Source organism: Clostridium sp. AWRP, assembly GCF_004006395.2.
Lineage (GTDB): Bacteria > Bacillota > Clostridia > Clostridiales > Clostridiaceae > Clostridium_B.
The window spans coordinates 3831632-3854000 of record NZ_CP029758.2; the positions used below are offsets into that span (position 1 = coordinate 3831632).

Here is a 22369-nt window from a genome sequence, read left to right on the forward strand (position 1 = left end):
ATTTAAATCTCCTAATTACATTTATTATAATGTCCCATTCTAAACAAATTATTCATAAAAATTGAAATTTCTAATATCTTTTATACAATTCTTCTAATTCTCTCTTTATATCCTTTCTAAGTTCTACAGGTTCAATTACCTCCGCATCTTTTCCAAAACTCAGTACCCATTTTTTAACATCCTCCAATTCATTCAAGTATATAGTAAAAAGTATACTTCCATCTTCAAACTGGTCTATATGCTGATGTATATGCCATGTAGTATCTTTTATAAAAGCAGCTTCCTGCTCGCTAAATTTTATTACTACCTTTATTTTATCTCCCCTAAATATACCCCAGTTCTTGTCCAAATATTCTTTTAGTGAAAATGTATGAGGTTTCATATATATATCTTTACTAATTTTCAAATTTTTTACTCTATTTAGTTTAAAGCTGCGTATATCACCTTTCATGTGGCAATAGCCTATTATATACCAATCCCCTTCTTTAAATATCAAATCGTATGGATCTATTTTTCTCATAGTTAAATTATTTTTATTTACTGAAAAATAATTTATGCTTAAACTTCTCCCCCTACTCATAGAATAATTTATCTTAGATATCTTATCTTCTAGATTTTCCATATTTCCCACATAATTTATCGAAAAATTCTTATTACTATTTATTTTACTTAAATCCTCATTTTTATTTACATTTACGCTTTTTATTTTAAAAATGGCATTTTTTAAATCCTTCTCATACACAAAACCATTTTTTGATGTAAGTATTTCCTCCGCCATAAGAAGAGCTTCCAGTTCATTTTCACTTAAGTTGGAAGGTTTTATATAAAAATTTTGGTCTATATAAAATCCACCATTTCTTCCTTTTCTTGTATATATAGGTACACTTGCTTCATTTAAATTTCTTATATATCTATATATAGTTTTCTTATCCACTTCCAAAATTTCAGACAATTCTGATGCAGTAGTTAACCCTTTATATTGCAGCATTATTATAATTTCTAATAAATTAGAAATTTTAGACATAGTCCTTACCCCCAATATATTTAGTATTTATAATAATTTATATCGTTACTTTTTATAAACTTTTTAGTAAAACTTTATTCTAAATTAAACTTGTTCTAGTTTAATCTAGAATTTTAGGTATAAACTTTAATTTTAGTATCAAATTTTTTGCCTTTGAATAATATATATTATAAATTAATTATGTTTAATTTAAATAAATACAAATCTATTTACTTAAAAATAAGGGGTGAATATGATGTCAAAACACCATCGCAAAAATTACAATACTGGTTTCAATTTAGGTGATATTCTAAATAATATAGATATAACTCAACTTGTCTCAATAATATCTGCTCTAGGTGGTAACTCCAGAAACTCTTCCAATGACCAATTGGGAGCAATGTTGAGCAATCTAAATTTAGGGGATATTTCCAAGAAAAATAATGTGCCTGAGTTTAATCAATCCAATATAAACTCTCAACTTGCAGAATTAGAAAAGAGATTATCACAAACTGAAGACAATAGCAGTGGAAAAAACGAGATATTAGATGCAGTAAGACAACTTCAAAATTCTCCAGATGCAGCTAAAATATTAAATAGTTTTATGAATTCCAATAATAACAAAAAATAATTAAATTACATTTTTTTAATTATCGCCTTCAAAAAGGAAGTGTTACAATAGCAATTTTTTAAATTGCTTTGAACACTCCCTTTTTAATTATTACATCATATTAAGTTTTTGCAGTAAAAGTGCTGCCACTGTTACTGAATTAAATGCACAATGATTAAACACTGCATACCAATATCCCTTTTTATTTATTAAATAGCAATTATAAATTCCAATCCATAATATTATAGGGAATGCATTTAAACTAAAATGAATTACTGCAAATATTAAGCTACTTAAAATTGCAGCCAGATATACTCCCATTCTCTTAGTAAATATTTTTTTAAATAAAAGCCATCTAAATACAAATTCCTCAAGTATAGGTGCAAATATTATGACTACAGGTATCATTATCAAAAACTTATTTAAGGACATATTAGCCATATGTGTAACTATATCTTGCTGTTTTAATTCAACTCTAAAATTAGAAAGTATAATAGTTTCAGTTATAGATATACCTATAGTTATCACATAAAATACCACCACTGCTGCTAAAGCTTTAAAAAATCTAAATTTTCTTATATCAAATTCATATGGTCCATCCCTATGTCTTAAATATCTTATATTTAAAAGTACAAATATAAAAGGTATAAAATTTTCCGTAAATATACAAGTAACCATATAAGCTATTCCAATTAACACTAATAGTAAATTACTCTTCTTTTTATCCCTCCAAAACTTTGAAAACACTAAAAATGGTGGTACATATACAATTGAAAATACAAGGACATCCTTTATAATATCCAATTTAAACATGACTAATTTCTCCTTGCTATTATTTGCTTGCCTTAACTTAAAATTCATCCTATGAATCCTGCACTAATGTTTTACCCTTTAATAGGAATTTACTGTAGACTCCAAAACCTCTAAAATTTTCTCTTTTCCTTGTTTATTTAATGCAGAGAAAGTTAAGATTGCATCTTCCCCACTCATTTCTAAAGTATCTCTTATAATTTTTAAATTCTTAGACAGTTGGTTCTTAGACACTTTATCAATTTTAGTAGCTACAATAGCAATATCATAATTATAGTGCTTAATCCACTTATACATAGTTATGTCATCAGCTGTTGGTTTATGCCTGCAATCTAAAATAAGCACTATCTTTTTTAATTGCTGTCTAGCATTTAAATACTTTTCTATTATGTTTCCCCAACTTTCCTTTTCTTTCTTTGAAACTTTTGCATAACCATATCCAGGCAAATCTACAAGATAAAAGTCATTATTTATTAAGAAAAAATTTATTTGCCTGGTCTTCCCAGGTGTAGCACTAACCTTAACTAGCTTTTTTCTATTTGTTAACGTATTTATAAGTGAAGACTTTCCTACATTAGATCTACCCACAAAAGCTACTTCTACTCTGTTATCCACAGGATATTGCCTAGGGTTTACTGCTGAAATTATAAATTCTGACTGTTTTATTTCCATAAATGATACCCCTCTTAATTATCTCTTAAGATTGCATTTTCAAGTACAGTATCTATATTATCTGCAAGTACATATTTCAATTTGCTTTTAACTGTCCTAGGAATTTTCAAAAGGTCTTTTTCATTTTCCATAGGTATTATAACCGTATCTATACCTGCCCTATACGCTGCAAGACTCTTTTCCTTTAATCCACCTATAGGAAGAACCCTTCCCGTTAATGTTATCTCACCAGTCATAGCTACATTGTGTTTTACCTTATTTTTGTTAAGTGCAGATATCATTGCAGTAACCATAGTAACTCCCGCAGAAGGTCCATCTTTTGGTACTGCACCTTCTGGAACGTGTATATGCAAATCATAGTTTTTATAAAAGCCACTTTCTATTCCGTACTTATGGGAATTGGCCCTTATATAACTGTACCCGGTTTTAGCTGATTCTTTCATCACATCACCAAGCTGGCCTGTTAATTGCAGCTTACCATTTCCAGGCATTACGCTTACTTCTATAGGAAGGGTATCTCCTCCGTATCCTGTCCATGCCATTCCTGTAACTACTCCCACTTTATCTTCCTTATCTACCTTATCATAAGTAAATATTTCAGGTCCAAGGTAAGATTTTACTTTAGTTACAGTAACATTTATATTTTTTTTGCCCTTTTCCATAATTTCTGCTATTGCCTTTCTTATAATGGATGCAACTCTCCTCTCAAGACTCCTAACTCCTGATTCTCTAGTATAATTGTCTATTAACTTGTATATAGCTGAATCTGAAAAAATAATTTTATTATCCACTACTCCATTTTGTTCCAGCTCTTTAGGTATAAGATGTTCTTTACATATATGGAGTTTTTCTTCACTAGTATACCCAGATACCTCGATTACTTCCATTCTATCAAAAAGTGGTCTTGGAACAGTTTCAAGTGTATTTGCAGTAGTTATGAACATTACATTTGACAAATCAAAATCTAACTCAAGGTAATGATCTCTAAATGTACTGTTTTGCTCACTATCCAACACTTCCAGAAGAGCATCTGCAGGATCTCCTCTAAAGTCTCCACTCATCTTATCTATTTCATCCAATAAAAATAGTGGATTTTTAGATTTAGCCTGTTTCATTCCATATATTATTCTTCCTGGAATAGCCCCTACATAGGTCTTCCTATGTCCTCTTATCTCAGCTTCATCCCTTACTCCTCCAAGGGACATCCTTACAAAATTTCTATTTAAGGCATGAGCTATAGACTTTGCAATAGAAGTTTTTCCAACTCCAGGAGGTCCTACAAGACATAGTATTGGACCTTTAAGTGATTTACTCATTTTTTTGGCTGCTAGATATTCAATTATTCTATCTTTAACATCTTTTAATCCATAATGCTCTTTTTCAAGTATTTCTCTAACAGACTTTATCTCTAAATTATCTTTAGTTTGGACATTCCAAGGTAAATCAAGTATCCAATCCAAATAAGTCCTTATTACTCCTCCTTCTGCAGAATAGGTTCCTGTATTTTTCAATCTATCTAATTCATACAATGCCTTATCTTTAACATCTTTAGGAAGTTTTGCCTTACTTATTTTATTTTTATACCTTTTCATTTCTTTTTTATCTTCGTCATCTTCCCCAAGTTCTTCTTGTATTGCCTTTAGTTGTTCCTTTAAATAATATTCCTTTTGAACTTTATCTATCTTATTTTTTACTTTTACTCCTATTTTTCTTTCTAATTTTAAAATTTCTATTTCATTTACAAGTACACCTAAAAGTTTTTTAAGCCTTTCTTCTATATCATAGCATTCCAGAATTTCCTGTCTCTTTTCTTGTTTTAGCATTAAATATGAACTTACAGTATCAGCTAATCTTCCCCAATTATTTAATTCATCTAGGGTTATTATAGTTTCTACTGGTATATTTCCAGATAATTTTATGTATTCATCAAATTTATCTTTAATAGTACGTGCTAAGGCTTCACAATTTTTATTGTCGTCATCTTCTTCTTCATCTTCCAAAATCTCCACTTCTACTTTAAAAAAAGGATCTTTACTCATAAACTCTTTTAATATTGCCCTTGTTTCACCTTCTACAAGTACTCTAACTGTATCTCCTGGTAGTTTCAATATTTGTTTTATATTACAAATAGTACCTGTTTCAAATATATCTTCTTCTTCTGGTTCTTCAATTTTAGCTTCTTTTTGAGCGGTTAAAAATATTTTTTGATCTGCAAGCATAGCTTCTTCTAGTGCAAGTACAGACTTTTTCCTACCTACATCAAAATGTAAAACCATGTATGGAAATACAGTAATACCCCTCAATGGAATTAGAGGAAGAACTTTTAAGTTTTTATCCATCTTTCTCTCCTCACTTTAAATAGTTTAAATTCATATATCAGCGTTTTATATACTTAACTATTGCTTAAAAGAGAGTACCGAAACCAGTACTCTCTTTTTAATAACCTATGCAGTTTCAGGACCCTTTCGTGTTCTTGACTTTTTTAATTTAATAGGCGTCCTCTTTCCATCCTCTGCCTCTATAAGTTCTGGATTCTTTGTCTCCACTGCATTCTTATCAATTATTACTTTAGCTATTTCCTCTTTTGAAGGTATATCAAACATTACATCCTTCATAGTTTCCTCTATAATAGCTCTAAGACCTCTAGCTCCTGTATTTCTCTTTAATGCTTCATCTGATATAGCTTCCAGTGCATCTTCCTTAAATTCAAGTTCTACATCATCAAATTCAAAGAGCTTTTTATACTGTTTAACTAGTGCATTTTTAGGTTCCTTCAATATTCTTACAAGAGCACTCCTGTCTAGTGCCTCTAGTGTTACTATAATAGGAATTCTACCTACAAATTCTGGTATAAGTCCAAACTTTAGAAGATCTCCAGGCATTATATCTTTTAAAAGTTTTCCTATGTCTTTTTCCTTTTTAGATTGTATTTCTGCACCAAATCCTAAAGTGCTTACTCTAGTTCTACGTTCTATTATATTGTCTATACCATCAAAAGCTCCACCGCATATAAATAATATATTTGTAGTATTTATTTGAATAAATTCTTGATGCGGATGCTTTCTACCACCCTGAGGTGGTACTGAAGCTACTGTACCTTCTAATATCTTTAACAGTGCCTGTTGTACTCCTTCTCCTGAGACATCCCTTGTTATAGATGGATTTTCTGATTTTCTTGCTATTTTATCTATCTCATCTATATATACTATTCCATGTTCAGCTCTTTCTATATCGTAGTCTGCATTTTGTATAAGCTTTAACAATATATTTTCTACATCTTCACCTACGTAGCCAGCTTCTGTTAAAGTAGTAGCATCTGCTATAGCAAAAGGTACATTTAAGAATTTTGCTAAAGTTTGAGCTAACAATGTTTTTCCTGATCCTGTAGGACCAAGTAATAATATATTACTTTTTTGAAGTTCCACATCATCATTTTGATTATTTGAATTTATTCTCTTATAATGATTATACACTGCTACAGACAGTGATTTTTTTGCATCTTCCTGACCTATTACATATTGATCAAGGTAATTTTTTATTTCTACAGGTTTAGGTATAGAAGTCATATCTATTTGAACATCTTCTTCAAATTCATCACTTATTATCTCAGAACATAATTCTATACATTCATCACAGATATATACACCTGGTCCTGCAATTAATCTTCTAACTTGATCTTGTGTTTTACCGCAGAATGAGCATTTAAGTTGTTTTTTATCATCATTTTTGGCCATTTCCACACCTCACTAAAGGTTATTTCTTTTTGGTAATAACTTCATCTATCAATCCGTATTCTTTTGCTTCTTCTGCTGTCATAAAGTTATCTCTCTCAGTGTCTTTTTCAACTTTTTCAAGGGGCTGCCCTGTTCTTTCACTTATTATAGTATTTAACTTTTTCTTTATGTCTAATATTCTTTTTGCATGAATTCCAATATCAGTTGCCTGACCCTGGAATCCTCCAAGTGGTTGGTGTATCATTATCTCCGCATTTGGAAGTGCAAATCTTTTTCCCTTTGCACCAGCTGTAAGCAAAAATGCACCCATGGAAGCTCCCATACCTATGCATATAGTGGACACATCTGACTTTATATACTGCATTGTATCATAAATTGCCATTCCTGAGGTTATTGATCCACCTGGACTGTTTATATAAAGATATATATCTTTGTCAGGGTCTTCAGCTTCTAGAAATAACAGCTGTGCTACTACCAGACTAGCTGAAACATCATTAACCTCTTCACTCAGCATTACTATTCTATCTTTTAAAAGCCTAGAATAAATATCATAAGACCTTTCCCCTCTACTTGTTTGTTCTACAACTACTGGTACTAAACTCATAAACTCTCCTCCTCTTATATAACCATTTAAGGCAATTAATATATATTAAAATTAATTTATATCAATTTATAAGGATGAACCCTTTGAACTTTTTTATTTTAAATTAATTGCCAGAAAAGCTCCTGGCAATTAATTTAAAGACAATTTATGCTGTTGCTTTACTACTATCTACTAACATTTTTACAACTTTTTCATTAACTACATCTGTTTCTAAATATGATTTTTGATTATTAAAAATTATTTTTGCAGTTTTTTCTGCTTCTTTATTGCCATATTGTGCAGCCATTTCTTTTGCTCTTTCCATAAGTTCATCATCAGTTGCTTCTATCTTTTCTACTTTTGCTATTTCACCAATTACTAAATCTGTTCTTACTCTTTTTTCTGCTGATTCTTTCATATATTCTCTTACTTTTTCTTCAGTATTATTTGTATATTGATAATATGTCTTAAGATCTAATCCCTGATATTTTAATCTCAACTCTAAATCTTTAAGCATAGTGTCTACTTCTTTTTTTATCATAACTTCTGGTATGTTGATTTCTGCATTTGAGCAAACTTTATCTAAAACAGCTTCTTCAAATTCTCTTTTAGTTCTAAGTTCATTTGCTTCTTTTTTCTTATTCTTTATATCTTCTTTAACTTTATCTAAAGTATCAAATTCTGATATATCTTTAGCAAATTCATCATCTAATTCAGGTAGTTCTTTAATTTTTATTTCTTTAACAGTAACTTTAAATACAGCTTCTTTACCATTTAGCTCTTCTCTTCCATATTCCTTAGGGAATGTAACATGAACATCTTTTGAATCACCAGCCTTAAGTCCAATTAGCTGATCTTCAAAGTTATCTATGAAAGTACCAGATCCGATTTCTAACTGATAATCCTTTCCTGCTCCACCTTCAAACTCTTTGTCATCTACAAATCCATTAAAATCTATTACTGCTATATTTCCCTTTTCTATACTTCCACTTTCTTTGGTTTCTATTCTAGCATTCTTTTGCTGCATTGTCTTTAATTCTGCTTCTACTTCTTCATCTTTTACGTCATATGTATTCTTTTTAACTTCTAATCCCTTATACTCTCCAAGTTTAACTTCAGGAAGTACAACTATTTTTGCAGTATATATGAATTCCTTTCCTTCTCCTATTTGTACTATATCAATTTCAGGATAATCTACTGGTTTTATATCATTTTCCTTAATGGCTTGTGGATATGTATCATCACAGCAAAAATTTATTGCATCTTCATAAAATACGCCTTCACCATAATACTTCTTTATTATATTCATAGGGGCTTTACCTTTTCTAAATCCAGGTATATTAAACTTTTTCGCATTTTTAGCAAATGCTTTTTTCATGGATTCATTAAATTTCTCTGCTTCTACAGTTATTTCTAATTTTACAACATTTTCTTCTATCTTTTCCTTCTTAACATTCATTTATAAAATTCCTCCTACTAATTACTATACATGCTTATATCAACTATGCTATTATACCATATATTTATAAACATTCCTATATGATGTGAGTATTGCCTTTCTTTACTGCTTAAATTATAAAACTCAATAGTGATATTTTATATAATTGCATCATAAAATTCAACTAATATTTTAGTATATATACAACAATTATATTGTAAAAGTTAAATTCATAGTTTTACAATATATATTTCTTATTATTGGGAATTAAAATTGGTATTATAATTATATACCAAAAATCTCAAAGTTTATAGTTTTTTTTAATTTTTACAAACACTTTTCAATATAATCCTTAGAGACTTTTAATTCATCATAGTCTTTATAATTGTCACTATACACTTCAATTATACCAACCTTATTATAATTCGCTTCCCGCAGCTTACAAAATAACTTCTTATAATTTGTCTCACCTTTACCTGGAAGCAAACATGAACTTATTGAATTTCTATCGTTTATATGCAAATTTTCTATAGCTCCTGACATAATATCTATATATTCTTCAGGTAATCTTCCTGCTCTATAGGCTTGCTTTATATCCAGTGTAAAGTATAGAGAATCCTCATATTTTTCTCTAAGTGTATATAGAAAATCAATATTTCCTGACATACACCAAAATACATTTTCCTGACACAGTTTTATACCTTCTTCTCCTGCTGTATATAATAATTTATCATAAACATCAAAAACCAGATCATAGTTAATTACATTATAGAGTTTTTTATGCTTCATTCCGTGAAACGTGTAGCACTTAGCTCCAACTTTTCTGGCTAGTTTACATACTTGTTTAAACTGCAAAAATGCGTCATTTCTTCTTCTCTTATATTCATCAAATAAATTAGGTTCAAAAGAAGAAGAAAAAGCATGAACAGAATTTATATTAAAATTGTTCTTTAATTTCTGTTCCAAAAGTATGTCTCCGAAATTTTCACTATATTCACTAATACTGTTTAAAAATATTTCTCCTAAATTAAATCCTAAATTTTTCATCAAAGCTATACTATTTTCCGTATTTACATTTGGGTAAAAGCTAGCTGATGACAATCCTATATCCATAATCCCTCCAAAATTATCATATACTTCCATTGCAAAAATAACCAGTAGAAGGCTGCACCTTCTACTGGGTAACGGAACCTGATGCCGTTAAGTAAACAGTTTTACCATCTACAATAGCCGTAAGTCCCTTTTCATTTATTCCCTGAAATTTTATATCTTCACCTTCTATATTCTGAACCATAACATGATTTTTATTCTGCAAGCTTTCTATCCACACGTATTTCGTAGTTTTCCCAATCCATGGAAGTTGGCTTACATATGCAATATTATTGTCATCTATAAATTTAGGTGAAGAACACCATACATATCCTGGATTATTAGTTAATTGAGAATCTTTTGCTATTACAGTTCCTGTAGTAGATACATATTGAGGATTTGTTATATCCTGCTTATTTCCACTTGCATCCACTAACAATATACTCTGAGATTTATCATCAAACAAAAGTGCATTCTTACCTGATGGACTTACATCATATGTACCGCTGCTATCTGCCTTAAATACTTTATCATTACCCTTACCTTGATATATTAAACTTACATCTTTTCCACTACTCAATTTTATTTTATATGAATTCTGACTTGCTAAATCCTTAGACTTAGTTTGAGTATTTGGTTGAGATGATTTTTGGCTATCCGCATTATTCTTTGTCTGTTTGTTTTCAGAAACAATATTGTTCTTTACTTTACTTGTTTCCTTTACTACATCTCTAAATGCTCCCCTTATGTAAACTACAACTAACACTGCTACCATCAGACATGCTACAACAAGTATAACTTTATTTCTCTTATGCCGCTGCATTTTCTTTTCATATTCTTTGCTAAAAATACTTGGTTTACCCACTAAAAAACTCCTCCTATACTTAGTATTAATAACTATGGGAAGTTAAATCACCCATTATAAAAAGCGGTGATTCCCTGATTAATATTCCCAAAGGATTATCCATTATATAAAATTATACGCAGTGAAAAATCATTATAATCCTTCATGTATATAATAAATAATATTGTAGGAATTCATTACTTATTATACCTCAAAAATCTTATAAATAGTAATAATTTTTTGTAAAACTCCATAAAATTGTGAAAGGCAAATTTAAGCCATTTACTTAAATAAGCCTATTCCTAAAAACACAGTTAATGTGCTATAGAAATAGGCTTATTTTTAAGTAATCAATTCACAGTTCACAATTTCTGTGGATTTTTCTCCGTGAGTGTTATGAAAAATCTAAAAACTAAGTAATATAAATATTAAATTCTTAGATTTTCTGTGCAACAAAAAATCTATCCTTAATTGTGAATTGTGCATCGCGCATTGTAAATTGATTATTTCATATTTATTTGAATACTCTACTTCCAGGCTTTACATATTCTTGTCCTTGCTTACACATAGGACAATTTTCCTTATCATAAGTATTTATATTAAGTTTTACTGCACTATAAATTGGGTATTCTATTTTAACACCTTCCGCTCTTCTGTCTACTATGCAGCATATACCTACAACCTCTCCACCTAACTTCTGGATTACTTTAGCAACCTCTACAGAGGATTTTCCTGTAGTTACTACATCTTCGGAAATTATAATTTTTTCTCCCTCTTTTATTTCAAAGCCTCTTCTTATAGTCATATTTCCATTTTGCCTTTCAGCAAATATTCCTGGCTTACCCGTTTGCCTTGCAAGTTCATAGGAAACTAATATTCCTCCCATTGCAGGTCCAACTATTTTATCATAGTCAACATTCTCTAATTTGTCTGCAATAACTGCTATTACATCTTTTGCCTTGTCAGGATACTGTAAAAGTTTTGCACACTGACAATACCTATTACTGTGTTTTCCTGAAGAAAGTAAAAAATGTCCTTCCAAAAGTGCTCCCACTTCTTTCAATGTATTTACAACTAAATTATCCATAGCTATCCTCCTAAATTATTCCTCTGATTTCACTTAAATCTTTTATATTTTCATCTTTCATGTATTTATCTATACCATCTATTATATCTAAACATATATCTGGTTTTATAAAGTTTGCAGTACCTACCTGAATGGCAGAAGCTCCTGCCATTATAAATTCTATCGCATCTTGAAAGCTTACTATTCCACCTATTCCAACTACAGGAACTTTTACAGCTTTTGAAACTTCATATACCATTCTTAATGCAATAGGTTTTATTGCCGGACCTGACAATCCGGCAGTTATATTATTAAATACTGCCTTCCTATTTTTAATATCTACAGCCATAGCCTTAAATGTATTTACAAGGGATAAGCTATCCGCTCCTGCATCGCAGCACTTATAAGCCATATCTACTATATCTTCAGCATTAGGAGATAACTTCACCATAAGTGGTTTTTTGCAGACTTTCCTTACAGCACTTACTATTTCATAAGCTACCTTCGATTTTATTCCAAAAGCCATACCCCCACTTTTTACATTAGGGCAAGATATGTTCAATTCTATAATGTCTACATCCGAGCTACTTAGCTTCTCCACGGATTCAACATAATCATTTATAGTACTTCCGCCTATGTTAGCTATAACAACTGTATTAAATTTTTTCATTTTAGGAAGTTCAAAATTTATAAAATGTTCTACTCCTGGATTTTGAAGTCCCACACTATTTAATATACCTGCTTTAGTTTCATAGCTTCTTATGCCGTCATTTCCTTCTTTTCTTTTTAATGTAAGACCCTTAGAACATATTCCTCCCAATTTTGATACATTATAAATTTGATTATATTCTTCACCAAATCCAAAGGTTCCAGATGCTCCGATTACAGGATTTTTTAAATTCACACCGCATATATCTATCAATTGGTTAAACTTCCTTTCCCCTTATATATTTAGGCACTTGAAAGAAAATAGTCCAGTATACTGACTACTTATTCCTTTAAAAATGCCTTAAAGCATTACAATACTATATCGCTTCCTAAGAAAACTGGTCCATCTTTGCATGCTCGTTTATTACCTTTAATAGTACTGCAAGTACATACAAGACATGCTCCCACTCCACAGGCCATACGATTTTCCATTGAAACATATACGGTTACCTGCTTTTTTCTACACATACTTATTACTTTTTTCATCATGACTTCCGGTCCACAGCATAATACAGTATCATAGAGTTCAGGCCTAAATTCATCAGTTACATAGCCCTTTGTACCCTGACTTCCCGTTTCTGTAGAAATGTGTATGTCATCTACAAAAGGTTTAAATTTATCTATAGAATACACACTATCTCTAAAACCAGCATAAAGATCTAATTTACAATTCTCATGTTGTTTTCTTATACTTTGAGCAAGATAAAACATTGGGGCAATTCCTATACCTCCTGCAATAATAGCAGTTTTTGTCTTCAAATCCTCTATATCAAATCCATTTCCCAAAGGCCCTAGAAGTTTTATTTCATCGCCAGCTTTCAATTTGCTTAACTTTTCAGTACCTTCCCCTACTACTTGATATAAGAAAACTATTTTATTTGTATCTAAATAATGTATGCTTATAGGCCTTGAAAGCAGCGGTTCTAGTTCCCAACATCTCAGCATATAAAACTGACCTGGTTTGCCCTTAAGTTTTCCGTGAATTTCAAGTTTATAAATACCTTCAGCTGTTTTTTCATTTTTATATACTTTTTCAGTGGTATAGCTTAACTCATTTTTCAATGCATTTCTTCTCCATTTCTAAATATTTTTTGATACCTTAAGGCATTTGAAAGAAAACAGCAAGTCAAAAATACACTAGCATACTGACTGGTTATTTCTTTGAAAATACCTTAAATATATCATCTCTAATCCTAATACACTCTTCTCTAGCACATTCTCCATAATTCTTTTCACCATTTTCCCTTTTTCTATATGCTAGAAGTATTCCTCTTGAAGAATTCACTACACCGCCGTTGCCCTCTTTAAGATAAGCAGCAATGTCTTGTGCTGTTCCCCCTTGGGCTCCATATCCAGGTATTAAGAAAAATACACTGTCTAAATTCCTCCTAAGCTGTACTCCCTCTTCTTGATGAGTACACCCTATTACCCCACCTATGGAACTATAGCCACAGTCTCCTAAATATTTCTTTCCAAGAAAATTTACTTTTTCTCCTACTATATTGTAAAGTTTTTTATCTTCTTTAGTATCTATATATTGAATATCTTCTGCTCCTCTATTTGACGTACGTATAAGCACAAACATTCCCTTATTGTCATTTTCAATATAAGGTAAATAGGGTTCTAATGTATCAAATCCCATATAAGGATTTAAAGTTATGAAATCACTTTCAAATTCACCTTTAAAATGTGCCTTTGCATACATTTCTGCTGTTTTTGCTATATCTCCTCTTTTGATATCTGCAATCGTTAAAACCTTCTTATTTCTTATATACTTCAAGGTTTTACTATAGGCCCTGAGTCCTTCCATACCCAAGGCTTCATAGTATGCAATTTGTACTTTATAACAGGCTGCTACATCGCAAGTACTGTCTATTATAGTTTTATTAAATTCAAATACAGCATCTTCTATATTTTTATTTGAATTTAGCACATGTTTTGGTATATATTCTAAGGCAGTATCTAGTCCCACACATACATTTCCCTTTTTTAAAACATCCTCGTACAATTTATCTATAATCATAAAGAGCCCCCTCTTTAAATATATAACTTTTCTTTGTTTTAAAGATATTTCGATAAATTCTCATATATCTGGTCACAGTATTCACATCTATAGGACCCTGTTTTTTCGTCCACCAGATTAAATATATGAGGTATATTTTTTTCTACAGAAGTAACACATCTTGGGTTTTTGCATTCTATTATATTTTCAATTTTATCTGGAAGTTTTAATTTTATCTTTTTATATATTTTTTCATCTTTTATTATATCAATTGTAATATTAGGATCTATAAATCCAAGTACTGTAAAATCCAGTTCCAAATTATTTTCTATTTTGATTATATCTTTTCTTCCTAATTTTTCACTTACCGCATTCATTATAAGTGCCACAGAATACTTTGCCTTGTTTAGTTCCAGGTAATTAAATATTTTCATTCCGTATCCTGCTCTTATATGGTCAATTACGATACCATTCTTTACACTATTTATTGTAAGCATATTTATCTTCCTCCCCTACCTAATTCCAAGTAATTTCAGCATTAATGCCATTCTCACATACATACCATATTTAACTTGTTTAAAGTAACAAGCTCTCGGATCACTATCTATTTCATATGGAATTTCATTTACTCTTGGAAGTGGGTGAAGTACTATCATATCTTTACCCGCTTTAGACATTTTATCTTTGCTTAATATATATATATCTTTAAGTCTTATATAATCTTCTTCATTAAAAAATCTTTCTTTCTGTACTCTGGTCATATAAAGTATGTCAAGAGAACCTATAGCATCTTCCAAATTTTTAGTTTCGCTGTAGTTAACACCTTTTCTATTTAATTCCTTCTTAACATAATCAGGTACTTTCAATTCTTCTGGGGATATAAGAGTAAAACTATTGTTTTCATATCTAGACATGGCGTTTATGAGTGAGTGTACTGTTCTTCCAAACTTCAAATCACCGCAGCAGCCTATTTTTAGATTGGATAACGTTCCTTTTATAGATTTAATGGTTAAAAGATCTGTAAGTGTTTGTGTTGGGTGTTGGTGACCACCGTCTCCTGCATTTATAACAGGTACTGTAGAATACATAGATGCAATCTTAGGTGCACCTTCTTTAGGATGCCTCATAGCTATAATATCTGCATAACATCCAATTACCCTTATTGTATCTGCTATACTTTCACCTTTTGAAACAGAGCTTGAATTAGGTTCTGAAAAACCTACTACCTTTCCACCTAACCTAATCATAGCAGATTCAAAACTAAGCCTAGTTCTAGTACTTGGTTCATAAAACAAGGTTGCTAGAAGCTTTCCATCACATACCTTTGAAAAATCCTTCTCCTTTAAAATTATTTCATTTGCAAGCTTGAATATCTCATCTAATTCTTCTATTGAAAAATCCATTATATCTATTAGATGTCTTCCTTTTAACATTAATAATTCCTCCTTCTCAGCCTCTCCGTGCTAAATTTAAAGGTGTAAAAAAATGCCTTCCTTTAAGGAAGGCATTATTATACCATAATATAATAATTTTTATATTCTACATATGCCTTCCTAGTCTCACAGGACTAGTTTTAAAGGTCTTTCACTGTTTAATTTTTACTGTATTTAGAATATCACAGTTTCAAATCAAAGTCAACATACTATTTTAATTTTGAAGCTGAAATAGCTGCTCCAATAGCACCTGCATATCTTCCAAATTTATTGCTTTTAACAGGTGATCTTAACTTTTCAGAAAGAATGTTTATTATATACTCATTTTGACTTAAACCACCAGTTAAAAAATAATTAAATCCTTCTCCATGCTTTTGACATAAAGATTTTACTTTACTTGTAATAGAATCAACTACTCCAAAAGCTATATCTTCTCTCCTAGTACCATTTCCAATTAAACTTGTTATTTCAGATTCAGCAAATACAGTACACATAGAACTTATAGTAACTCCATTTCCACTTTTAGCTTTTTCACACAATTCATCTATGGTAAACCCTAAAGTACCAGCCATTAGCTCTAGGAATCTTCCTGTACCTGCTGCACATTTGTCATTCATAGTGAAATTAGTAACCTTACCACCTTTTATAGTAATTATCTTGGTGTCTTGACCACCTATATCGATTATCGTACAGTCATCTTTTAAAAGGTAATAAGCACCTTTTCCATGGCAAGTAATCTCAGTTATAGTTTTATTAGCATAGGGAACAGATACTCTTCCATACCCCGTAGCTACTATTTTGCAATTATCTTTCCCTATTCCCATTTTTTTTAGTCTATCTTTTATAACACCAGCAGTTTTTACACTGCTCCAACCTGTTGGAAGTGCAAATGTTTCCTTAATTCCACTGTCATATATACAAACTTTTGAAGCAGTAGAACCTATGTCTATACCTACGTAAATCACAAAATTCCACCTTTTATATTAAGATAAATTAATAATTAATAATTAAAAGTTTATAGTGAATGATGATTTTTAGCTATCACAAAAAATCTTTTAATTTATAAGAACCAGTCATAAACCAGCCATGTTTCGCTTTAGCGAAACGAGCCACCAAAGATTTAATTAAAGATTTTTTGTAGTGTAAGGAAAAAAATCCACAATAACTATTAATTCTTCATTCTTAACTATTAACTAAAAAAGTTGAGTTAACTATAAATAGGGATTTACAATTTTTTTATCTACACAGTGAAAACCTAAAGTTTTCACATTATGCTGTTGTGCCATAAGCTTTATTTCTTCTTCATCCTTCTTGTTATACATTATAGATATGCCGCAGCAGGATGAAATTTCCCTAGGTGTAGGCACAATTGTATATTCTAATTTACTCCCTTTTAATACTTTTTCCATCTTCATCCCTTCAGTATGAGATGGAAAAAGTATATAGTATCTTTTATTGCCCATACTATAAATCTCCTACATTATATCATCTCTAAAAATGCCTCTACTCTTGTTTTTATCTGTCCTGAATCCTCTGTAGAATAATCCGTTTCTATCTGGATTAAAGGTATACCTTTTTCTTTTAACACTTTTTCTACATCCTTATGTTCTACTGCATAAGTATGGCAAAATGAAAGATTAAAATCAATTACTCCATCTACATGATATTCATCTACATATTTTATTATATCATCAATTCTTCCTGTATTTGGAGTAAAGCAGGCACAGTTTATCTTCATATATCTGTCAGCCAAATTTTTTACTAAATCGTCTATAGTTTTTCCCTCTTCACAAACTTCATTTTCAAAATATCTAGTTCCTGTACATGTTTCTTCAACTACTACCTGTGCATTTAACCCTTCTATAATCGAATGAAGTTTCCAGTTAGGCAGTGCCATTGGGGTCCCTGTTATCATGATTCTTTTTTTGCCCTCGTCTACACCTTTTTTAACTCTTTTATCCAATTCGTCGCATAGTTCATTTAATTTTTCTACAAATCTATCTGGATCATCATAGAAAGCAATTTGTGATATCAATAAAACATCTAATCCACTTATTGGAGACGGCTTATATTTTCTCAAATTATATAATCTTTTAAGTGCCCTTCTCTTCGCATTTGCAGTCTTTATGCCCTGTCTTAAACTTTCTACTGTTATCTTATTGCCAGTAAGTTCTTCCATCTTGCTTATAAATTCCTTTATTTCTTCTTCCCAAGCCTTACAATTTTTTTCTCTTTTCATCTGTGGTAATTCCATAACATGAACTGGAACATAGTCATTTAATATTTCCCAGGCTTTTTTCTTTCCATCACAGGTTGTTTCTCCAATTAGCATATCACACGATTGAAAATATGGACACGTCCCTCCAACTTTTGCACCCATAAGTGCCTTAATTAAAGGACATAGGTTCCTTGGTAAAACCTTTTCACCATCTTCAACCCAAAATTGGGAGCCTGAGCAAAGACCTACCCCTATTGCTTTTGCTGCAAGTATAACTTCATCAGGAACAAACACACAAAATGTTCCTACTACCTTTCCACCTTGTGCTTTATAGTCGTCCAGTTCCTGTATCCTTAATCCATGGACTTCAGCTACTACAAGATTAAAATAATTCATTCCCTCTGGCCTATTTTTTTGGTTTAAATAAACACCACTATATAATTCTGGAAGTACCGCGCATAATTTATCATGCTTTTCTAAATCTATTCCTAATTTACTCCACAATTCTCTATAATCTGCCACTACATATTCCCCCTTAACTCTAGATATTATAACATTTAATTTTATAATATCACATTTAACTCTATCCGTTGATTTGATTTACAAATAGTTATAGCAGCAACTATAATATATTTTTATACATTCTTCCTAGATTGAAAGTTGTCTTATACCAAATCACATAATAACAAGTTTTAATTGAAATCTCTAAGGTGTTACTTTGAAAAATAAACATGTTTACAATAATGAAGCTCTTTTAAATATTTTGTATATAAGTCTTAATTGTCAGTTCACAATTCACAGTTCACAATTCACAGTTCACAATTTCAGTACATTTTTTTCCGCAAGTGTTATTAAAAATCTAAAAATTAAATACTACCAACTTTAAATCTTTAGATTTTCTGCAACAACAGAAAATCATCATTAATTGTGAATTGTGCATCGTGAATTGTAAATTAGTTGCTTAGACTTATCAAAATATTTAACCAAGCTGAAGGTTGCAAAAAATATTCGGAGTATATGCTCATTTTTATTTAGAAACTCTCCCTATTTTGCTACATCATACTGTTCCATATCTATTTCAGAAAAATGTCTTACATATGGTTTTTTATAAGCCAATTTCCATCCAACTCCACAAATTAGTCCTATTACTACATTTAGAGCTCCTATTACAAAAACTTGATTGGTCCAATTAAATGAAACAATAACCATGCCTACGCTTCCCATAATCATTGCAAATCCACCTATAAGCGAGGATGCTGAACCTGTATCGTTCTGCTGCTGCTCAAGCATCAAATTAGTACTTGGCGGACGCATACAGCATGATGCTATAGTAGAAGGCAAGAGAGCTAACGCAAATACCCAAGGTTTGCTGTTATCAAATATACAAACTAATATACCGCTGGCTATCATTACAATAAAACAAGCATCAATAATAAATTCACGTTTAAGATGGCCTGCAAGCTTAAGATAGAGGAATGGACCAAATAACATTCCCACTGCATTTAAAGTAAAATAGTAACTGTATACTTCACTTGTAAGCTTAAAACCATCTTGATATATATAAGATGAGGCAGATATAAAGGCCATACATGCTATATTTACTACGGAAAATATAAGTAACATAGAAAAAAATCCTGGATTCTTAAGTACTACGCCTAACCTTCCCAATGTCTGCATTACTGTACCTTTATTGTAACTTGTTAAGGTTTCATTTAGCAATATAGATCCTACTAGAGATGCTACTCCTATAAGGGCAAGACCTACAAATATTCCTCTCCATGAAGTTACTTTTAAAGTCCATGAACCTAAAACTGGTGCTACAGCTGGAGAAATTACTGTCATAGATTGAACAATAGATAAAACTGATTCTCGTTTTTTGCCGCTGTAAACATCTTTAACAATAGCTGTAGCCACTGCACTAGCTGCACTTCCTCCAACAGCTTGAATAATTCTAGAAAATATTAAAAGGGTCATATTGGCAGAAAATACACACATTATACTTCCTATTAAATAAAATATAAGGCCCATAATAAGTACTGGTTTACGCCCGTATTTATCACTTAAAGGGCCAAAAACAAGCATGCCTATGCTAAAAAATACAAAAAACATTATAAGCGTAAGATTAGTAACAGCCTGTGATACGTGGAAATATTCAGACATCATAGGTAGAGCTGGAAGATAAAGATCCGTAGATAAAGGCACAAAAGCACTTAATAAAGAGATAAGAATTATAAGACCTTTATTTCCTAGATATTTTTGTTTTACTTCATCATTTTGAGATAATTTTGACATATCACTTTTTACCATAAATACCTTCCTTTCAGATTTATATATTAGCGTATAAAAATAAGCCCTACGGGCTATTATGTCAATCTATATATGTCATTTATCATATATAGCAAATCATAACATAATTTATAATATGAAATAATCAATTATAATTTGTGAATTAATTCAGATTTCACTATTTTCCAATCATTAAAAATATACAGCCGTGAATAATGTCATGTACTGCTGATACTCATCCACGGCTGCTTAATTTCTACTTTTTAAATGCTGTCTTGATCAGTTAAAATGATAGGTCCATTTTTAGTTATAGCAAGGGTATGCTCATACTGTGCTGAAAGACTTCCATCCGCAGTACGCGCTGTCCAATTATTACTATCTACTACAGTTGAATAAGTACCTATATCTATCATAGGTTCTATAGTAATTACCATACCCTCTCTAAGTTTAAGTCCTCTTCCCGGCTTACCATAATGAGGTACACATACATCATCATGCATTACTTTCCCTATGCCATGTCCTGTATAATCTCTTACTACTGAATATCCTAGTGGCTCTGCATAGCTTTGTATTTCGTGCCCTATGTCGCCTATTCTATTTCCAACAACAGCTTTTTTTATACCTCTGTAAAGACATTCTTTTGTAACCTTCATAAGGTCCTCAGCTTCCTTAGATATATTTCCTACTGCATAGGACCATGCAGAATCAGCCAACCATCCATTTAAATTTACAACCATGTCTATAGTTACAATATCTCCTTCTTTTAAAGGTTTATTGCTTGGAAATCCATGACAGATCTCATCATTTACTGAAGCACAGGTAGCATACGGAAAACCCATATAACCTTTTTGCTCAGGGGTTGCCCCATTTTCTTTTAAATATTTCTCCGTAAAAGCATCTATTTCCATAGTAGTTATACCTGGCTTAATCATTTTTCTAATTTCTTTGTGACACGATGCTAGTATTTTCCCTGCTGCAGCCATATATCCTATTTCTTTTTCAGTTTTTATATCTATCAAATTTCTCGCCTCTATCTTAAAATTTATCCATACCTATTTCTATTTTACCATATTAATCTACAAAAAACCGTTGTCAATTATTAATTATTATATACTACAGTTCACATATTTTCTACAGTTTTATATTATAAACTTTAACAATAATTCACTATAAATTTATATCACATCTATTTACCAAGCCAAGTCCTATGCCAGATAGTAACCCTCCATATATACAGCCTAATAGTGGATTTAATGTAACTGCATGAGGATTGGTTGTAAAAAGTATAAATAAAGGCAGAGCTAAAGAACCATATATGGTCATTAATGTATACTGTTTTCCTATCCACCTGAAGCTATTTGATTAGGTTTTAAGAACAAATTAAACCCAAGAGCTGTTATTATACATCCTAACATCATTTCAAAATACTGCTTTATATAATAATATGTAGTATTTTTTCTACTAAAAAAATTGCTCTGGACCACTGCCAAATCCCCTTTTTATCAACAATCACATCTTATAATAGGAAAAAACTATTATAACTCTTAAAAGCCCTATAGCATAAAACTATAGGGCTTTAGTAAACACCGTATTATCTTCTAAATCCTCTGTTGTTCTGTTGTTTTCTTTTTCTTCTACAATCAGGACATCTCTGAGGTTCATTTTCAAAACCTTTTTCTTTATAAAATTCTTGTTCGCCTTCAGTGAATACGAATTCTTCTCCACAATCTTTGCAAACTATAGTTTTATCTGCCATTTAAACATACCTCCTTTTCCAAAAATCAAGATCTAAAACGATTCACAAATATATTTCTAAAAGAGATATGTTGTTCATCTAATCAAATCTAAGCATTAGTTATTACTAATACTTATT

At 30.9% G+C, this 22369-nt stretch carries 24 protein-coding genes; 1 reads left to right on the forward strand and 23 read right to left on the reverse strand.

What is annotated here, in order from left to right:
* Positions 1–70 precede the first annotated feature (70 nt).
* The gene (locus DMR38_RS17845; RefSeq protein ID WP_127722605.1) at positions 71–1024 is read right to left on the reverse strand and encodes a YafY family protein; all 954 of its coding nucleotides are present in this window, start codon (positions 1022–1024) and stop codon (positions 71–73) included.
* 232 nt (positions 1025–1256) lie between these two features.
* On the opposite strand from DMR38_RS17845, the gene DMR38_RS17850 reads away from it, so the two are divergent.
* Positions 1257–1634, forward strand: coding sequence for a hypothetical protein (locus tag DMR38_RS17850; protein WP_243124349.1), 378 nt, complete (start codon positions 1257–1259; stop codon positions 1632–1634).
* Between the two features lie 90 nt (positions 1635–1724).
* Here DMR38_RS17850 and DMR38_RS17855 read toward each other — a convergent pair whose 3' ends face one another.
* The 22 genes from DMR38_RS17855 to DMR38_RS17955 all read right to left on the reverse strand — a co-directional run bounded on the left by DMR38_RS17855 (position 1725) and on the right by DMR38_RS17955 (position 22252).
* On the reverse strand, positions 1725–2426 hold the full coding sequence (locus DMR38_RS17855) for a CPBP family intramembrane glutamic endopeptidase (RefSeq protein ID WP_127722607.1): 702 nt from the start codon (positions 2424–2426) through the stop codon (positions 1725–1727).
* Positions 2427–2504: 78 nt separating this feature from the next.
* The gene (gene yihA / locus DMR38_RS17860; protein WP_127722609.1) at positions 2505–3095 is read right to left on the reverse strand and encodes a ribosome biogenesis GTP-binding protein YihA/YsxC; all 591 of its coding nucleotides are present in this window, start codon (positions 3093–3095) and stop codon (positions 2505–2507) included.
* Positions 3096–3109: 14 nt separating this feature from the next.
* On the reverse strand, positions 3110–5434 hold the full coding sequence (lon, locus tag DMR38_RS17865) for an endopeptidase La (RefSeq protein ID WP_127722611.1): 2325 nt from the start codon (positions 5432–5434) through the stop codon (positions 3110–3112).
* A gap of 105 nt (positions 5435–5539) precedes the next feature.
* Positions 5540–6829: an ATP-dependent Clp protease ATP-binding subunit ClpX gene (gene clpX / locus DMR38_RS17870; protein WP_127722613.1), complete on the reverse strand. Its 1290-nt coding sequence runs from the start codon at positions 6827–6829 to the stop codon at positions 5540–5542.
* 19 nt (positions 6830–6848) lie between these two features.
* Positions 6849–7433 carry an ATP-dependent Clp endopeptidase proteolytic subunit ClpP gene (gene clpP / locus DMR38_RS17875; protein ID WP_013240188.1) on the reverse strand — a complete coding sequence of 195 codons (585 nt, stop codon included), beginning with the start codon at positions 7431–7433 and terminating at the stop codon, positions 6849–6851.
* Between the two features lie 145 nt (positions 7434–7578).
* The gene (gene tig, locus DMR38_RS17880; protein ID WP_127722615.1) at positions 7579–8871 is read right to left on the reverse strand and encodes a trigger factor; all 1293 of its coding nucleotides are present in this window, start codon (positions 8869–8871) and stop codon (positions 7579–7581) included.
* A gap of 306 nt (positions 8872–9177) precedes the next feature.
* Positions 9178–9963 (reverse strand): sugar phosphate isomerase/epimerase, encoded by a 786-nt coding sequence (locus tag DMR38_RS17885; RefSeq protein WP_127724155.1) that lies wholly within the window; start codon positions 9961–9963, stop codon positions 9178–9180.
* A 61-nt stretch (positions 9964–10024) separates the two neighbouring features.
* On the reverse strand, positions 10025–10804 hold the full coding sequence (locus DMR38_RS17890; RefSeq protein WP_127722617.1) for a hypothetical protein: 780 nt from the start codon (positions 10802–10804) through the stop codon (positions 10025–10027).
* 493 nt (positions 10805–11297) lie between these two features.
* Positions 11298–11870 (reverse strand): orotate phosphoribosyltransferase, encoded by a 573-nt coding sequence (gene pyrE, locus DMR38_RS17895; RefSeq protein WP_127722619.1) that lies wholly within the window; start codon positions 11868–11870, stop codon positions 11298–11300.
* A gap of 10 nt (positions 11871–11880) precedes the next feature.
* Complete coding sequence (locus tag DMR38_RS17900; protein ID WP_127722621.1) at positions 11881–12771, reverse strand: dihydroorotate dehydrogenase; 891 nt, start codon at positions 12769–12771, stop codon at positions 11881–11883.
* A gap of 95 nt (positions 12772–12866) precedes the next feature.
* Positions 12867–13619, reverse strand: coding sequence for a dihydroorotate dehydrogenase electron transfer subunit (locus tag DMR38_RS17905; RefSeq protein ID WP_127722623.1), 753 nt, complete (start codon positions 13617–13619; stop codon positions 12867–12869).
* Between the two features lie 91 nt (positions 13620–13710).
* Positions 13711–14580 carry an orotidine-5'-phosphate decarboxylase gene (gene pyrF, locus DMR38_RS17910; protein ID WP_127722625.1) on the reverse strand — a complete coding sequence of 290 codons (870 nt, stop codon included), beginning with the start codon at positions 14578–14580 and terminating at the stop codon, positions 13711–13713.
* Positions 14581–14618: 38 nt separating this feature from the next.
* Positions 14619–15056 carry an aspartate carbamoyltransferase regulatory subunit gene (locus DMR38_RS17915; RefSeq protein WP_063556175.1) on the reverse strand — a complete coding sequence of 146 codons (438 nt, stop codon included), beginning with the start codon at positions 15054–15056 and terminating at the stop codon, positions 14619–14621.
* Between the two features lie 15 nt (positions 15057–15071).
* Positions 15072–15992, reverse strand: a complete 921-nt coding sequence (pyrB, locus tag DMR38_RS17920) for an aspartate carbamoyltransferase (protein WP_127722627.1) — start codon at positions 15990–15992, stop codon at positions 15072–15074.
* 209 nt (positions 15993–16201) lie between these two features.
* On the reverse strand, positions 16202–16957 hold the full coding sequence (locus DMR38_RS17925) for an acyl-CoA dehydratase activase (RefSeq protein WP_127722629.1): 756 nt from the start codon (positions 16955–16957) through the stop codon (positions 16202–16204).
* 246 nt (positions 16958–17203) lie between these two features.
* Positions 17204–17455, reverse strand: a complete 252-nt coding sequence (locus DMR38_RS17930) for a DUF3343 domain-containing protein (protein ID WP_127722631.1) — start codon at positions 17453–17455, stop codon at positions 17204–17206.
* Positions 17456–17472: 17 nt separating this feature from the next.
* Positions 17473–18732: a double-cubane-cluster-containing anaerobic reductase gene (locus DMR38_RS17935; RefSeq protein ID WP_127722633.1), complete on the reverse strand. Its 1260-nt coding sequence runs from the start codon at positions 18730–18732 to the stop codon at positions 17473–17475.
* A gap of 522 nt (positions 18733–19254) precedes the next feature.
* The gene (locus tag DMR38_RS17940; RefSeq protein WP_127722635.1) at positions 19255–20517 is read right to left on the reverse strand and encodes a multidrug effflux MFS transporter; all 1263 of its coding nucleotides are present in this window, start codon (positions 20515–20517) and stop codon (positions 19255–19257) included.
* Between the two features lie 242 nt (positions 20518–20759).
* On the reverse strand, positions 20760–21515 hold the full coding sequence (gene map / locus DMR38_RS17945; protein ID WP_127722637.1) for a type I methionyl aminopeptidase: 756 nt from the start codon (positions 21513–21515) through the stop codon (positions 20760–20762).
* A 148-nt stretch (positions 21516–21663) separates the two neighbouring features.
* A complete protein-coding gene (locus tag DMR38_RS22410; RefSeq protein WP_243124351.1) occupies positions 21664–21819 on the reverse strand; it encodes a YitT family protein in 156 nt (51 codons plus the stop codon).
* Positions 21820–21836: 17 nt separating this feature from the next.
* On the reverse strand, positions 21837–21980 hold the full coding sequence (locus DMR38_RS22415; protein WP_243124353.1) for a YitT family protein: 144 nt from the start codon (positions 21978–21980) through the stop codon (positions 21837–21839).
* A gap of 107 nt (positions 21981–22087) precedes the next feature.
* Positions 22088–22252: a zinc-ribbon domain-containing protein gene (locus tag DMR38_RS17955; RefSeq protein WP_013240204.1), complete on the reverse strand. Its 165-nt coding sequence runs from the start codon at positions 22250–22252 to the stop codon at positions 22088–22090.
* Positions 22253–22369: the final 117 nt, after the last annotated feature.